14 protein-coding genes and 1 pseudogene are annotated in these 14,164 nt (G+C 61.6%); 7 read left to right on the top strand and 8 right to left on the bottom strand.

Translation table 11 applies throughout. The annotated features are described in order from the left end of the window. Positions 1-538: extracellular solute-binding protein (locus EN939_RS04565; protein WP_127267083.1), on the top strand; the 538-nt coding region annotated here is incomplete at its 5' end. A gap of 56 nt (positions 539-594) precedes the next feature. Next, positions 595-2,205 carry a GMC family oxidoreductase gene (locus tag EN939_RS04560; protein ID WP_127267082.1) on the top strand — a complete coding sequence of 537 codons (1,611 nt, stop codon included), beginning with the start codon at positions 595-597 and terminating at the stop codon, positions 2,203-2,205. Positions 2,206-2,370: 165 nt separating this feature from the next. Here the strand turns inward: EN939_RS04560 and EN939_RS38900 are convergent, their stop codons facing one another. Then, positions 2,371-2,589: a hypothetical protein gene (locus EN939_RS38900; RefSeq protein WP_236382768.1), complete on the bottom strand. Its 219-nt coding sequence runs from the start codon at positions 2,587-2,589 to the stop codon at positions 2,371-2,373. A 55-nt stretch (positions 2,590-2,644) separates the two neighbouring features. Then, positions 2,645-2,827: pseudogene (locus tag EN939_RS38895) on the bottom strand (GntR family transcriptional regulator); the annotation flags it as partial. 246 nt (positions 2,828-3,073) lie between these two features. Here EN939_RS38895 and EN939_RS04550 point away from each other — a divergent pair. Continuing rightward, positions 3,074-3,274, top strand: a complete 201-nt coding sequence (locus EN939_RS04550) for a hypothetical protein (protein WP_127267080.1) — start codon at positions 3,074-3,076, stop codon at positions 3,272-3,274. 86 nt (positions 3,275-3,360) lie between these two features. Next, positions 3,361-4,488 carry an NAD(P)/FAD-dependent oxidoreductase gene (locus tag EN939_RS04545; protein ID WP_236382710.1) on the top strand — a complete coding sequence of 376 codons (1,128 nt, stop codon included), beginning with the start codon at positions 3,361-3,363 and terminating at the stop codon, positions 4,486-4,488. Here EN939_RS04545 and EN939_RS04540 read toward each other — a convergent pair. The 6 genes from EN939_RS04540 to EN939_RS04515 all read right to left on the bottom strand — a co-directional run bounded on the left by EN939_RS04540 (position 4,485) and on the right by EN939_RS04515 (position 10,971). Beyond that, positions 4,485-5,306: a carbohydrate ABC transporter permease gene (locus tag EN939_RS04540; protein ID WP_127267079.1), complete on the bottom strand. Its 822-nt coding sequence runs from the start codon at positions 5,304-5,306 to the stop codon at positions 4,485-4,487. The genes EN939_RS04545 and EN939_RS04540 overlap by 4 nt on opposite strands. 2 nt (positions 5,307-5,308) lie before the next feature. Further along, entirely contained in the window at positions 5,309-6,175 is an 867-nt protein-coding gene (locus EN939_RS04535; RefSeq protein WP_127267078.1) for a carbohydrate ABC transporter permease, read from the bottom strand. 56 nt (positions 6,176-6,231) lie between these two features. Then, the gene (locus EN939_RS04530) at positions 6,232-7,527 is read right to left on the bottom strand and encodes an ABC transporter substrate-binding protein (protein WP_236382706.1); all 1,296 of its coding nucleotides are present in this window, start codon (positions 7,525-7,527) and stop codon (positions 6,232-6,234) included. A 79-nt stretch (positions 7,528-7,606) separates the two neighbouring features. After that, positions 7,607-9,121: a putative N-acetylmannosamine-6-phosphate 2-epimerase gene (locus EN939_RS04525; protein ID WP_236382763.1), complete on the bottom strand. Its 1,515-nt coding sequence runs from the start codon at positions 9,119-9,121 to the stop codon at positions 7,607-7,609. 131 nt (positions 9,122-9,252) lie between these two features. Continuing rightward, positions 9,253-10,002 (bottom strand): GntR family transcriptional regulator, encoded by a 750-nt coding sequence (locus EN939_RS04520; RefSeq protein WP_127267075.1) that lies wholly within the window; start codon positions 10,000-10,002, stop codon positions 9,253-9,255. 129 nt (positions 10,003-10,131) lie between these two features. Further along, positions 10,132-10,971, bottom strand: a complete 840-nt coding sequence (locus tag EN939_RS04515) for an IclR family transcriptional regulator (protein ID WP_164749416.1) — start codon at positions 10,969-10,971, stop codon at positions 10,132-10,134. A 40-nt stretch (positions 10,972-11,011) separates the two neighbouring features. Between EN939_RS04515 and EN939_RS04510 the strand changes: the two genes are divergently transcribed. The 3 genes from EN939_RS04510 to EN939_RS04500 all read left to right on the top strand — a co-directional run. Further along, the gene (locus EN939_RS04510) at positions 11,012-12,115 is read left to right on the top strand and encodes a succinylglutamate desuccinylase/aspartoacylase family protein (RefSeq protein ID WP_236382703.1); all 1,104 of its coding nucleotides are present in this window, start codon (positions 11,012-11,014) and stop codon (positions 12,113-12,115) included. Continuing rightward, positions 12,105-13,043 (top strand): threonine ammonia-lyase, encoded by a 939-nt coding sequence (locus tag EN939_RS04505; protein ID WP_127267074.1) that lies wholly within the window; start codon positions 12,105-12,107, stop codon positions 13,041-13,043. The genes EN939_RS04510 and EN939_RS04505 overlap by 11 nt, the downstream gene beginning before the upstream one ends. Positions 13,044-13,201: 158 nt before the next feature. Further along, positions 13,202-14,164, top strand: a 963-nt coding sequence (locus EN939_RS04500) for a sugar ABC transporter substrate-binding protein (RefSeq protein WP_127267073.1), incomplete at its 3' end; no start/stop codon positions are given.

Raw genomic sequence — 14,164 nt, 5'->3', positions numbered from 1 at the left:
GGCGCAGCCCGACGAAGTCATTCCGGCAGCGGAAAACTATCTCGGCATCAAATATTGCAGCGAAGACCCGCAGGAGATGAAGCGCGTGCTCGACCTCTTGCTGGCGCAGAAGCCATTCGTGGCGGCCTATTCCAGCGACAACATCGAAAACCGCATCGGCAGCGGCGAGGTTGCCGCCCATTTCTGGTGGGACGGCAACACCATGAGGCTTCGCCGCAACGACAAGGCCAATGTCGAATACGCGATGCCGAAAGAAGGTCTGGTCGGCTGGCTGGATTCCTATGTCGTGCCGAAGGGCGCGACCAATATCGAGAACGCCAAGAAGTTCATCGATTTCATGACCCAGATCGACAACGCGACGGCGCAGTACAATTATTACGGCCACTCTTCGCCGGTGAAGATCGACGAGAGCAAGGCGCTCTACAACAAGGAGAACGCTCCGGAGCTGTTCCCGACCGTTCCCGTCAAGATGGGCCAGGCCTGCTCGCCGGCGGCGCAGGAACTCGTCACCAAGGTCTGGACGCAGCTTCTGCAATGAGCCGCTCAGCCGGGGCGCGCGCCGCCCCGGCATCTCCATTCTCAAAGGGGCTGGCCATGCAGACCGAAAATCTTGACTACGACTACATCGTCATCGGCGCAGGCTCGGCCGGTTGTGTCCTTGCCAATCGCCTGAGCGCCAACCCGTCCCACAAAGTGTGCCTGATCGAAGCCGGCGGCAGCGACAGCGGCCTGCGGGTCAAGGTGCCTGCCGGCATCCTCTCGCTCTACGGCAATCCGAACTATGACTACTGCTATGTCGGCGTGCCTCAGCCCAACCTCAACGGCCGCAGGATTCCGGTCAATCGCGGCAAGGCGCTGGGCGGCTCCAGTTCCATCAACTCGATGGTCTACATCAGGGGCGCCGCGCAGGACTATGACGAGTGGTCGCGACTCGGCTGCGCAGGCTGGGCATTCAGCGACGTGCTTCCCGTCTTCAAGAAGCTCGAGCGCAACCTGCTTGGCCAGGACCCGCACTACCACGGTACAGGCGGGGAACTGCTGGTCGACAAGCCGCGCGATCCGAATGTGCTGTCGTCGATGTTCGTCAAGGCCGGCAACAATGCCGGTCTTCCGGCCAACAGCGACTTCAATGCCGAAAGCCAGTTCGGCCTCGGCATCTACAATGTCACCCAGGATCGCGGCCAGCGCTTCAGCAGTTTCACCGCCTTCATGCGCCCGGTGCTCGATCGCAAGAATCTCACAATCCTCAGCGAATGCGAAGTGATCGACCTCGATATAGCCGAGGAACGCGCGACAGGGGTACGGGTGCGGTACAAGGGCGAGCAGAAGACGCTGTCGGCCCGCCGCGAAATCGTGCTTTCGGCCGGGGCGATCAATTCACCGAAGATCTTGCTGGCGTCCGGCATCGGCGCAGCCGCCGAGCTGCAGGCGATCGGTATAAAGCCGGTTGTCGATCTGCCGGGCGTGGGCAAGAACCTTCAGGACCATATCGACGGCATGATCACGGTCCGCTCCTCGAGCACGAAGACGCTCGGCCTGTCGCTGCCCAACCTGCCCCGCGTGCTGGCTGCGCCCTTCCGGTATTTTGCCGGCCGCAAGGGCATGCTCACCACCAACTACGTCGAAGCCGGCGGCTTTGCCCGGACGAAGTATGCGAACGGCATTCCCGACATCCAGTTCCATTTCGTGCCCGGCTATCGCAGCCATCGCGGCAGGCTGGTGGAGTACGGCCATGGCTACGCAATGCACACCTGCGTGCTCAGGCCCAAAAGCGTCGGCGAACTCAAACTGTCAGGCCAGGCATCGAACCGGGATGTGCTGATCGATCATCGCTTCTTCTCGAACGACGAGGATGCCAGGGTGTTGGTCGAAGGCATCAAGATCGCGCGTCAAATCTTTGCCGCATCCGAGTTCGACCCGATCAGGGGGACGGAGATGCTGCCGGGCAAGGATGTTCGCAGCGATGACGAGATCCTCGCCTATCTGCGTGCCGAAGCGCTCACCGTCTATCATCCGGTGGGGACGTGCAAGATGGGGACCGATGCGATGGCCGTCGTCGACCCGGCAACGCTCAAGGTGCGCGGCATCAGTGGCTTGCGGGTCGCGGATGCGTCCGTGATGCCGAAGCTGATCGGCGGCAACACCAATGCCCCCAGCATGATGATCGGGCACCGGGCAGCGGAGATGATCCTGGGCCGGGGATAATTTCTGTAGCGCAACTCCAGGAAAGGCGTGCAGCGGCCTTCCTTCAGTAGCCGCGCAAAAACAGTGAGTTGGAGCGGTTCAGTCAATCAAACATTGAACCGGCGCCTTTGCAGCTGGGCTGCGGCGGGCACGCGCCGTCGAATTCAAGCGGCTTGATCGTCCCGCTCATCCGCCTCGCCGTTGATCTCGCGCAGCAGCCTTTCGATGTCGGCCTTCGGGAGACGGTTCGGCGAGTTGGTCGCGCATCAGCCGGCGCAACGTCGAGGTCAGCGCGCCCGGCGTCGCATTGTAGCGCGCCAGCAGTGCCCGCTCGCTGATGATCCCATCCAGGACACCGAGTGCCATGTCGCGCATCACTTTCTCGTCGAGAGAAAGCGACCCCACCTGATCTCGGCGAGCGCCCGGCTGGATCGCTTCGAGCAATCGAGCCGCGGTTGGGCTCGTAAGTTACGACCCCTTCACCCTGCAATTGCACCAGAGCGTGACGCACAGGTGTACGCGAGACGCCAAGGGTCGCCGCGATCTCCGCCTCGTTGATCCGCTCACCGACTTGAATTCGCTCGAAGAACTGAGCCCGAAGCTGATTGCGAATGCGTTCCTGGAGCGGCGAGGCTGCGGTCATACTGACCCTGCATGCGCGCCGCCGGGCCGAGCCGGATCGAAGCCGAACCGCATGCGTATTCCGAAGACATGGACACGACAAACATGGCGCGCCACTACATCGCAACTTGGCTATCGTGGCCTTGGGAGACGCGGTTTACCACCGAAATGAAATCCGCGACCAGCTTGTTCGGCGTACCTCGATAATCGAAGGCGATGACGCATTCCTGCATGGTCAGGTTTATTTGGCAGCCTGATCGTAGCCTTCGTGCTGTCGCTCAATGGCCGGAAATATCTCGTTCTACCCGGCGCCACGCCTACCATGCCATCGGTCGCCTGGGGCGCACTGCGCTATGGTGTCAAGCCGGAGCTCTATGCGCTTTCGTCGATCATCAACATTATGGTATTTGCCGCAATCGCGGTGCTTTATTTCGTTGCACGCTCGGACAGAAAACGGCCGATGGAGTGACATCTCATGCTTGTGGTGCTTTCGGCGGGCCGGAATTCTGGTGAGGCCTGCTTGCACGTCCTGCATTGTGCCCCAGGGGCTGGCGAATGACGATGGGGGTCCCCGACGAGAAAGTCGATTGCATCGTCATCGGCGCCGGCGTCGTCGGTCTGGCGATTGCGCGGCGGCTGGCGCTCGAGGGACGCGAAGTTCTTGTCGTGGAGGCCGAGGACAGCCCCGGGCTGGGCACGTCGAGCCGCAACAGCGAGGTCATCCATGCCGGCATCTACTACCCTAAGGGCAGCCTGAAAGCGCAGCTATGCGTCGAAGGAAAGAACGCGCTTTACCGCTATTGCGAAGCGCGCGGGATTCCGCACCAACGCATCGGCAAGCTGATCGTCGCTACCAGCGACGCGGAATTGCCGATCCTGGAGGGGATCCGGACCAAGGCTGCGGACAATGGTGTTGCGGACCTGGAGATGCTCAGCCGCGCGGATGTGGAACGGCTTGAACCTGAACTGGAGGTTGCCGGCGCGCTTTTGTCCCCAAGCACGGGGATCGTCGACAGCCGCGCGCTGATGCTGGGGCTACAGGGCGATGCCGAGAATGCCGGTGCCACCTTTGCGTTTCGCGCGCCGGTTCTCGGCGGCAACGTCGCCGAAACGGGCTGCGAGCTCCAGTTTGGCGGCGATATGGAAGGCTATCGGATCGCCGCAAATCTGGTCATCAATGCGGCCGGATTGTCAGCCCATCTCGTTGCCCGGAGCCTTGCGGGCGGGCATGGCGGCAAAATCCCAGATGTCACCTACGTCAAAGGCAATTATTTTGCGCTTGGACGCCGCCCGTCCTTCAACCATCTTGTTTATCCGGTTCCGGAACCAGGCGGCCTCGGAGTTCACCTGACGCTGGATATGGCCGGATCGGTTCGTTTCGGGCCGGACGTCGAGCCCGTCGATGAGGTCGGCTACGCGGTCGACCCAACTCGGGCCACACCATTTTACGCGGCCATCCGACGCTACTGGCCGGGGCTGAGGGACGGGGAACTGGAGCCGAGCTATTGCGGGCTGCGGCCTAAAACGAACGGGTTGCAGTTCGGCGATTTCGACATTCTGGCAGATCAGTCCGGACGGCTGATCAGTCTTTTCGGAATCGAGTCACCTGGCCTGACAAGTGCGCTCGCCCTGTCGGATAGGGTTGTCCAACTAGTCAGAACGACGAACTTCGTCTTGCTTTAGCCTTTGACCGCTCCAGCGGTCATGGATCCTGATATCTGCCGATACATCACAAGACCCAGCAAGGCCGGCGGCAAGGCGCCCAGCATCATGACCGCGGAAGCGGTTCCCCATTTTACGCCGCCGCCGCTTGCGGCGAAGAAGAAGGACGCGCCGACCGTCATCGGCACGGCACGGCTGGTTGTCAGCATGAGACCGAAGAGGAACTCGTTCCAGGCAGTGATGAAGCCGAAAATGAAGGTTGTGACGAGCGCCGGTCGGATGACGGGCCGGACGATCATCATCATCACCTGCAAGGAACTTGCGCCATCGACTTTCGCCGCCTCGTCGAGTTCGACCGGTACATCTGAAATCGCGTTCACCAGGATGACGAGCGCAAGAGGCGCGTTGACGATGGTCAGGATGAGCCCGAGCCCGATCTGCGTATCGAGCAGGCCCAGCCACTGATACATCATGTAAAGCGGGATCGCGAAGATGATCAGCGGTACGGCGCGAAGGTTGATGACGATCGGCAGGACCAAGCGCTTTCCCGCCTCGCTACGCGCGATCGCATAGGCAGCCGGGAACGCGAGCACGATCGCAAGGCCGGTTCCGATCAGCGCCGCCACGGTGCTGTTCAGCAGGTAGGCATAGATGTTGAAGCGGCTGGTCTGCGTCAGAACCTCCAGATAGTTGTCGAGCGTCGGTTGGCTGATCCACAAACCGGGGTTCGTCGAAAGCTCGCGCTGGCTTTTGAGCGATGTGATCAGCGTCACGATAATGGGGAAATTCATCGCCAGCACGGCGATGGCAAAAACGATCCAGCGCAGTGCCCTGACCATCGTCAACGCTTCCTGCGGCCGGCAAGCCGGTTAAGGCCGTGGAGAACGATGAACGACGCCAGGAACAGGATAACCGAAGCGGCGACCGCCTTGCCGATAGCCCCTTCCTTGAAGAAGGCCTGATAGATGTAGATCGACAAGGACGTCGTTGAACCGCCAGCGCCACTGCCGGTCAGCGCATAGACATTGTCGAACACCCGGAAACCGTCGATGAAACGGATGAAAAACGCGATGACCAGCGTCGGCTTCATCAACGGCAGGTCGATCCACCGAACGATCTCAAACGGTGATGCGCCATCGAGCGAGGAGGCTTCGCGCACGTCGAGCGGTATGGCCGAATAGGCCATGTAGAAGAGCAGGAAGGCGAAAGGCGTCCATTGCAGCGTCTCCACGACGACAAGGGTGCGGAAGGCATTGTTGATGTCGAGGAAGGCCGGGCTGTCGCCAAACCATTCGAAGAGATAGTAGGGGACGGGGCCCGCGAATTCATGCAGCACCAGCCGGTACATGAGACCGACCATGGCCGGCGCGACCATAAGCGGCAGCATCAACGGCGCCATCAGGACTGGTCGCTTGCTCAGAAGCGGCGCCAGGAAGATGGCAAGGAAAAGGCCGATCAGACATTCCGCTGATGCGGTAAGAATACCGAAGCGCAGAGAGAACCAGGCCGAGCTCCAGAATTCGCGGTCGTTCAACACCGCGACATAGTTGGCGAAACCGCTCAACACCGGACTGCGCAGCGTCTCGAATGTGACGGTCGAAACGGAATAGATCAGATTGACGATCGCCGGAAAGCCGAGGAATAGCAGCAGGAAGCCGACCAGCGGCGTCAGATACATCCTGCCTTCGGCACGTGTCACAAGGGCCATGTCGATCCGCCAAACGCGCCGGACACCGAGCCTCGACCCGGCGTCCGGCAAATGGTTCATTTCTTGAGAAGGACCTGCATGCCCGCCTTGGTGTGGGCGAGCGCATCCTCGAGGCTCTGCTGGCCGGACCAGTAGCCGGTGAACTCCTTTGCCTGCAGCTCATAGACCGGGAGCGCACTCGCGGACGTCGCTCCGGTCATGACATAGCCGTACTTGCTGGCGAATTCGCCGAGCTTGACGAGGTCGGGACGTTCCTTCGCAACCTTGGCCACGACATCGGGAGACAATGCCGGCGAACCGCCGCTGCGCGCATAGAGCAAGGCCGCATCCTCGGTGGCGAGCCACTTCAGGAACTTGACGGCGCCTTCTTTGTTCTTGGCGTTCTTGTTAAGGCCCAAACCAAGGCCGTGGATATGATCGGCGCGTCCGTCGGGACCTGCCGGTGGTGCGACGATCCCGGTCACCTCGGCGACGGCCGGGGATTTTTCGGTGCTGGTCAGATCCGCCGCCGCGGCATTCCACTGCAGCGCCGTCGCGGCCTGGCCGGATGCGAAGGCCGCGTTGGTTTCCGCATATTCGTAGCTCAGCGAATCCTTGGGCGAAGACCCAGCATCATAGAGTTTCTTGTAGAGCTCGAGGGCGGTCTTGTAGGCATCGGAATCCACCGTGACATTGCCGTTCTTGTCCATCCAGTCGCCGCCGTAGGAGCGCGGCAGGGACTGGAAGACCATCATGTTGAACAGCAGGTTCTTCATCTGCAGGACCGTGCCATAACGCACCGGGCTGTCGGGGTTCACCTGCTTGGTGAAATAGAGGGCGGTGGCCGCCCAGTCGTCCCAGGTCCAGCTGTCCGGGTCTTTCGGCTGCAGCGGCTTGCCGAGATATTTCTGGGCGATTTCACCATAGGTCTTCTTGGCGGCGTCATCCCCGATCAAGGCGTCGATGAGATCCTTGCGGTAGTACATGAAGTGCAACGAAAGGTCTGTCGGCACGCCGTATTGCTTGCCGTCGAACTGCATCGTCTTGAGAACGGATTCGCCGAAAACCTTGGCCGCGTCCGCGCCAAGATCGACCGGCTCCATATAGGGCGCGTAGCGACCGAGCGAGTAGGTGGCGACGAGGTTCACGTCGAAGGCACTGGATCCGGCCGCCATGTCAGCCTGCAGCTTGTCGTAAAAGCCTTCCCGGTTGAAGAACAGCAGCTCCACCTTGTCGGCATCGCTGGCCTGCTTGTTGTAGGTTTCCACGGTTGCCCGCAGTGCGGTTTCCTCGGAGCCGCCAGGCCAGCCGAGCACGGTCACGGTTGCGTTGGCAAAGGTCGGCAAAGCCGTCCCCGCAAGGAGGGTGGCCATAAGCGCAAAAGATGTCCTGCTCAATTTCATGATCGTTCCCTTCTTTTTGATGATTTTTGCATGGCATGACCGGGCGCCGTTACCTTGCCCATTCGGCGAGATCGGCAACACCGATGACGCCGGCGTGGCCTCCGAGCTTCGCCGCCACGAGATCGGGGGAAAGGCGCGGCGGGACCTCGCTCAGATGTGCGCGCACCCGGTCGAGATAGCCTTCTGCAAGACCGATGCTGCCACCGATGACGATCGATTTCGGATCGAACATCATCTGAATGTCCCGGCACAGCGCCGCGACCCGCGAGGCGCTTCGCGAGACGATGGCGCCGGCCCAGTCCTCGCCCTTCAGCGCGTGTCCGAACACATCGGCGGCGTCCGCCTTGGAACCGGCCTTGAGGGCCTCCGAAGCGATCCAGCGGCCGGACGTGCTGTCTTCGAGCGGAGCCCGGTCTTCAGACAGACCACGGATCAGACCGAAGTGACCGGCTAGACCGGACAGCAATCGGCCGTTGTAAACGATGCCGCCGCCAATTCCGGTCGAGATGGTCAAAAAGACGATGTCGCGACCTTGCCCGGCGCCGAATTTGTATTCCCCCCAGGCAGCCGCCTGGGCATCGTTGAACGCACAGACCGGTTTGCCGAAAACAGCGGATGCCCTTTCGACCAGCGGGTAGTCATCGGGAATGCCAAGGGTTGCCGGATTCAATGCCGACCAGCGTCCATCCTGCACCAGTCCGGTCACCGCAATGCCGATGCGGCTGAAGCGGCTCGACCAGGCTGACGTGCTTTGCGCGAGGGATGCCAGCCAGGCGTCGGGTCCAGCCTCTCGCGCGGTCCGCACGATCTTGTCCTCGATCACCGTGCCATCGCTGACCAGCGCGGCCATGGTCTTGGTTCCCCCGATGTCGATGCCTAGGACGGATGGGCCCAGGACGGATGGGCCCAGAACGGTTGGGCCCAGGACACTTGTGCCAAGGGCGGTTTGCGCGCCCCTCGCCGCATAGGCGTCGGAAAGCGCCTGGTGGAACCATGAGGTGACGTGCTCGGTACGGGTGATCGCCGAGCCGACAACCACGGCACAGGCGCCGGCGCGCGCGGCGGCAGCCGCCTGCTCAGGCGACCGGATACGCCCTTCGGCAATGACGTAGGGGGTCAGGGTTCGCATTTCAGCGATGAGGGCGATATCCGGATCCTGCGGCTCCGGCCCGCCGACATAGCCGGAAAGCGTCGTGCCGACGAAATCGACACCCGCGGCAAGGGCCCGGCGCGCATCGTCAAGGCAAGAGCAATCGGCCATGGTCAGCTTGTTCCTGGCCTTGACGGCTTTCACAAGCGCTTCGACAGGAACGGGACGGACACGCTCCGTCGCATCGAAAGCGATGATATCGGCGCCCGCCTCGGCCAGGGCCTCGACATCGGCCAGATAGGGTGTGATGCGCACCGGGCTGTCGGTGAGATCGCGCTTGACGATACCGATGATCGGCACGCGGACGGTCAGGCGGGCGGCCGCGACATAGGGCACGGATTCGATGCGCAGGGCCTTGGCTCCGGCTTCAACAGCGGCCCTGGCAAAGCCCGTCACGAATTGCGCACTGTCCATCGGGCCGCCGGGAACCGGCTGGCAGGACACGATGAGACTGTTGGCAATGTCTTCCCGCTGCACGTCGGCACTCCCTTGTCGCCATCACGATAAATGGAAAATACCAGATTACAACCAGTTCATAACTGGTATTATCTTTGCAGCTCGAAGACGAAATCGTAGACGTCTCCTTTGTAGCGTGTCTCGCAGTATTCCACGATCTGTCCGTCGGCGAGAAAGCAGCGGCGCTCGGTCATCAGCAGCGGTGCGCCCGCGTCACAATGAAGGTGCTTTGCATCCTCCAGCGATGCGCCGCGCGAGCGCATGCGCTGGATTGCCCTCTGAGGCAGGAAGCCGCGTGCATCAAGCGCTTCATAAAGGGAATCCTGAACCATCCCGGGCGAAGGAAGGAAGCGAACCGGCACGGCCGAGACCTCGACGGCGATCGGCGCGCCATCGGCTGTCCGCACACGACGCATGCGAACCACATTGGTATTGCCTGCAATACCCAAGGCCATCATTTCGGCCGGGGATGGGCGGCTTATCTGCTTGGAAAGCCATAGACATCCAGGCTTCAGGCCGCGCGCCAGAATGTCCTCCGAAAAGCTCGTCAGCGTCGAAAGCGATTTTTCGACCCGCGACCCGATCTCGGTTTTGGAACCATGCCGGCGATTGAGCTGCCCTTCCTCTTCGAGCAGCGCCAGGGCCTTTCTCACAGTGACTCGCGAGATCGACAGGGCTTCCGCCAGAACCCGCTCGCCTGGCAGAACCGCGCCGGCTTTCAACGCGTTGGAGCGGATCGCCGCCTCGATCGCCGATTTCAACCGTCTGTAAAGCGGCACATCGGACGCTGTCGCTTCCATTTCCCGACTGACAAGCCCGATCAGGTTCACGGTTGTCATTGCCCTTCCTCCCGCGCGAGAAGCACCCAGGATCAAAACATTCCTGACTGGACCTATACTGGTATTATCAATCCGGTGCAAACGGCCAGCGGACGGTGCTTCGCCGCGCCCTCAGCGCATCACGATCCCTTAGCGAACCCTCGGTGACAGCTTCATGGAGATGCGATCGCAGGCAGCCCGCAGGACCTCCAGAGTATAGGCATGGCGGCTTTCACGCGTATGGCGATTGATATAGGCGACGATGATGGAGGCGACGGCACTGCCGTCCGGCCCGATGACCGGACAGCAGATATCGGTGATGCCGACGAAGTCGCGGCTCTCGCGCATCCAGTAGCCGTCCGCGCGGATGGTACGAAGCTGCTTTTCCAGCGCGTCACGATCCAGCGGCGCCGGTGAATGCGCCGCACATTCATCGATCATCCGCGCTGCGACCTTTGGTGACTGGAAGGCAAGTATCACATGGCCGGAGGTCGCGTCGGTGGCCAGGCGGCCGTAGCCGAGGCGCAGCGTGAACGCCATGTCCTCGCCGCCGGGAGCGGCCGCGGTCACGACGGTCAAGCCATGATTGAAGACGACCAGGTGCGGCGACTGATTTGAGTCCCCGGCAATCTGCGTCAGCTCGGGCATGGCGGCGGACATGAGATCCTGAGCGCTCGGCGTGTGCAGCCCCAGCTTGAAAAGCTTGTCGGTCAACGAATAGGCGTCGGTCTCGGCGTTGCGCTCGATATATTGACGCTCCTGCAGCGCGATCAGCATCCGGAAAATCTCATTCTTCGAACGGCCGAGGCCTTCCGCGATCTCCTTCATCGTCAAGGGCGCCCGCGCCTCCGCCAGCAGTTCCAGGACATCCAGACCCTTGGTCAGCGCCGGGGCCGAATAGGTCGGTTTGCCACTCTCTTTTGCGTCATCTGCCATTCGAAGAATCCCCGGTGGTCCCGCACGATAGAGACAAGAAATCGGAATTGCCATTGGTTTTATATCCAAACTTGACACCATATATAAAACTGACATGATGACGGGGACAATGAATTTCGAGGCCGACCCGATGACCGTCCAGAGACCTGCAAACACTGTCCGCGCGACCATCATTCCCCGGAACAACAGTGTTTACACGTCCGTCGATTTCGATCGCGAGGGCAAGCAGATGGGCTTCTTCCATGTGCCCCAATCGCCGCACGACGATGCCTGGGGCACGGTCCGCGTTCCGCTCGCCGTCATCAAGAACGGTGACGGTCCGACGGTCCTGATCGAGGGTGGCAACCACGGCGACGAATATGAGGGGCCGATCGCGCTCGGCGAGCTTCTGCGCGAGATCGATCCACGGGATATTGCCGGACGCATCATTGCGATTCCGGCCATCAACATTCGGGCCGTCGAGGCCGGCACCCGCACCTCCCCGGTCGACGGGTTGAATTTCAACCGCAGTTTTCCGGGCGATTTCAACGGCACGCTGACAAGCCAGATCGCGGCCTATGTGCATGACATCCTGTTTCCGAAGGCCGACTACTTCCTGGATCTCCATTCCGGCGGTTCGTCCCTGATGATCCTGCCGAGCGCGATCATCGAGCCCTCCCCGACCGCGCAGGGGCATCGCAAGAACATCAAGGCGACGCTCGCCTTCGGGGCACCGACCGTTGTCATGGTCGACAATCTCGGTGAAACCCGGACCTCGACCGCGTCCGCCAACCACCAGGGACTGATCGTCATCGGCAGCGAGATGGCCGGCGGCGGCCTTGTCAGTCCGGATGCGCTGGCCATCTGCCGCAGGGGCATCCGCAATGTGCTGAAACATGCAGGTGTCCTGAAAGGCGCGCCTGACATCGCCCCTGGCGCCAACGCGCGCGTGCTCAAGGTTCCCGGAAGCGAAGGTTATCTGCTTTCCGAGGAGGACGGTGTCTTCGAACCCTTGAGCCCGCTCGGCAGTGCCGTCAGCAAAGGCGACCTTGCCGGACGCATTCACTTCCTCCACACGCCGTCACGCGCGCCCATCGATCTCCTTCACCCCATCGACGGCATCGTTTTCGCCAAGCGTCAGCCCGGCCGCGTGCGTCCGGGGAATTGCTGCTTCGTGCTTGCCAACGAATATCCGGAGGCACTGACCGATGAGCCATGAGGACATCATGGCGGCTGCCCGGCGCATTGCCCCCTTCATACGGCGCACCCCGGTCGTCAAGCTCGACCATGCCACGGGCGCAAACCTTCAAAATGATGTCTATTTGAAACTGGAATGCCTCCAGGTGAGCGGCTCCTTCAAGATCAGGGGCGCCACGAACCGGGTTAAAACGCTCGAGCCAAGCCGGATCGAAAACGGACTGATCGCCGCATCCGGTGGCAATCACGGCCTGGCCACCGCCTATGTGGCTGCCCGGGCCGGCGTTCCCGCCACCATTTACCTGCCGAACAATGCAAGCCCGCTGAAGGCGGAAAAGCTTCGCAAATGGGGGGCTGACGTTCGCTTCGAAGGCAATGTCTGGGATGAAGCGCATGAGGCTGCATCGGCCGAGGCAAAGGCGTGCGGCGCCTTCTACATGCATCCCTTCGCCGATGCGCAGATCGTGTCCGGTCAGGGAACCGTGGCGCTGGAGATGGTCGATCAGATTCCCGATGCCGACATCTACATCGTGGCGATCGGCGGTGGCGGGCTCATCAGCGGCATGTCCGAAGTCCTGAAGCACGTCAAACCCGAAGCCAGGATCATCGGTGTCGAGCCGACCGGTTCACCGACCCTTCACGCCTCCCTGGCTGCCGGCCGTGTGGTTCGCTTGCCCGAGATAACGACGAAGGTGGCGACCATGGCCTGCGGCCGCACGGACGAAAGCATCTACGAGATCGTCGCCAAGCACGTCGACGACATTGTCCTTGTCGAGGATGCGGACATGCAGAAGGCCGCTGAATTGCTCTGGTTCGAATTCGGCATCGCCGCCGACCTCAGCGGCGCGGCATCGCTGGCCGCCTTGATGAGCGGCGCTTTCAAGCCACCGCGCGGCGCCCGCATCGCCGGGCTTGTCTGTGGCGCCGGTGTCGAGGGCCTGAATGGCTGAGGTTGAGCAAGGCCGGTCCACGCAGACGCGGCCCTGACATGAATACGGCACGAGTGCCGCGAAATACCGCCGGAATGCCTGTCACTGGGACGGTCGTCGTGCGGGACATGAAAAAGAGGCGAAGAATCGTCCTGTCGCAACAAGAGGAGAACTGAAACATGCGCATTTCCCTGAAAGCATCCATTGCTCTGCTCGCACTCGCCATCGCGACGCCCTCGCTTGCCGCGGAAAAGGTTTTGGGGCTTGCGGCAATCGACCTGCAGAACTCCTTCTTCGTCCGCATGAAGGAAGCGGGCGACGTGGCTGCCGCCGACTATGGGGTGAAATCCACTTGGCAGAGCGCCGAGGGCAGTCTGGAAAAACAGGTCAGCATCATCGAGAATTTCATCAATCAGGGCGTCAGCGCGATCCTGATCGATCCGATCGACAAGAACGCGGTCATTCCGGTCATCCAGAAAGCCACCGCCGCCGGCATTCCGGTGATCACCATGGGCAACAAGGTCGAGGCCGGCTCGAACTATTCGACGCTCTATCCGGACTACGACAACATGTCGATGGTTGCCCGCGCGCTCGGCAAGTCGCTTGGCGGCAAGGGCGAAGTCGCCCTGCTTGTCGGTTCGCGTGGCAACTTCGTGTCCGACACGCGCGAAAAAGGCTTTGTCGAAACCCTGAAAAAGGAGTTTCCGGACATCAAGGTTGTCGGCATCGAGCCGACCGGCTGGGACGCAGCCAAGGCAACCAATGCCGCCCAGACCTGGCTCACCACCTATCCGGATCTGAAGGCCATCGGCTGCATCTCCGACAGCCTTTGCCTGGCCGCCGATTCCGTTGCCAGCTCGATGGGAACCCAGTTGCTCTACGGCGGCTATGACGGCGACGCCGAGATGAAGCCGCTGATCGACGACGGCAAGATGGTGATGGACGTGCTGACCGGCGCCTATCGTGTCGGCTACTGGAACATCGCCGTTGCCGCTCGTCTGGCCAACGGCGAAAAGCTGCCGCAGGATCTCTACATGCCGACCTATTTCGTGACCTCGGATGCGACGGCCGCGAAGCTCAAGGCGGATGGCCTCACCTTCGAATACATCAACACCGACAAAGAGGCGGTGGAAGCCAAGAAC

Origin of the sequence: Mesorhizobium sp. M7A.F.Ca.CA.002.05.1.1 (genome assembly GCF_003998335.1) — a bacterium.
In the GTDB taxonomy this organism is placed as follows: Bacteria; Pseudomonadota; Alphaproteobacteria; order Rhizobiales; family Rhizobiaceae; genus Mesorhizobium.
Note: the sequence above shows the minus strand (reverse complement) of the source record. Positions and strands in the feature narration are given on the sequence as shown.

Excerpts from the sequence above, each read along its gene's own strand:
- EN939_RS04520 (WP_127267075.1), bottom strand. The coding sequence starts at position 10,002 with ATGACAACCGTGAACCTGATCGGGCTTGTCAGTCGGGAAATGGAAGCG.
- EN939_RS04535 (WP_127267078.1), bottom strand. The coding sequence starts at position 6,175 with ATGGCCCTTGTGACACGTGCCGAAGGCAGGATGTATCTGACGCCGCTG.
- EN939_RS04540 (WP_127267079.1), bottom strand. The coding sequence starts at position 5,306 with ATGGTCAGGGCACTGCGCTGGATCGTTTTTGCCATCGCCGTGCTGGCG.
- EN939_RS04515 (WP_164749416.1), bottom strand. The coding sequence starts at position 10,971 with ATGGCAATTCCGATTTCTTGTCTCTATCGTGCGGGACCACCGGGGATT.
- EN939_RS04530 (WP_236382706.1), bottom strand. The coding sequence starts at position 7,527 with ATGGCCACCCTCCTTGCGGGGACGGCTTTGCCGACCTTTGCCAACGCA.
- EN939_RS04510 (WP_236382703.1), top strand. The coding sequence starts at position 11,012 with ATGATGACGGGGACAATGAATTTCGAGGCCGACCCGATGACCGTCCAG.
- EN939_RS04505 (WP_127267074.1), top strand. The coding sequence starts at position 12,105 with ATGAGCCATGAGGACATCATGGCGGCTGCCCGGCGCATTGCCCCCTTC.
- EN939_RS04525 (WP_236382763.1), bottom strand. The coding sequence starts at position 9,121 with ATGGACAGTGCGCAATTCGTGACGGGCTTTGCCAGGGCCGCTGTTGAA.
- EN939_RS04545 (WP_236382710.1), top strand. The coding sequence starts at position 3,361 with ATGACGATGGGGGTCCCCGACGAGAAAGTCGATTGCATCGTCATCGGC.
- EN939_RS04560 (WP_127267082.1), top strand. The coding sequence starts at position 595 with ATGCAGACCGAAAATCTTGACTACGACTACATCGTCATCGGCGCAGGC.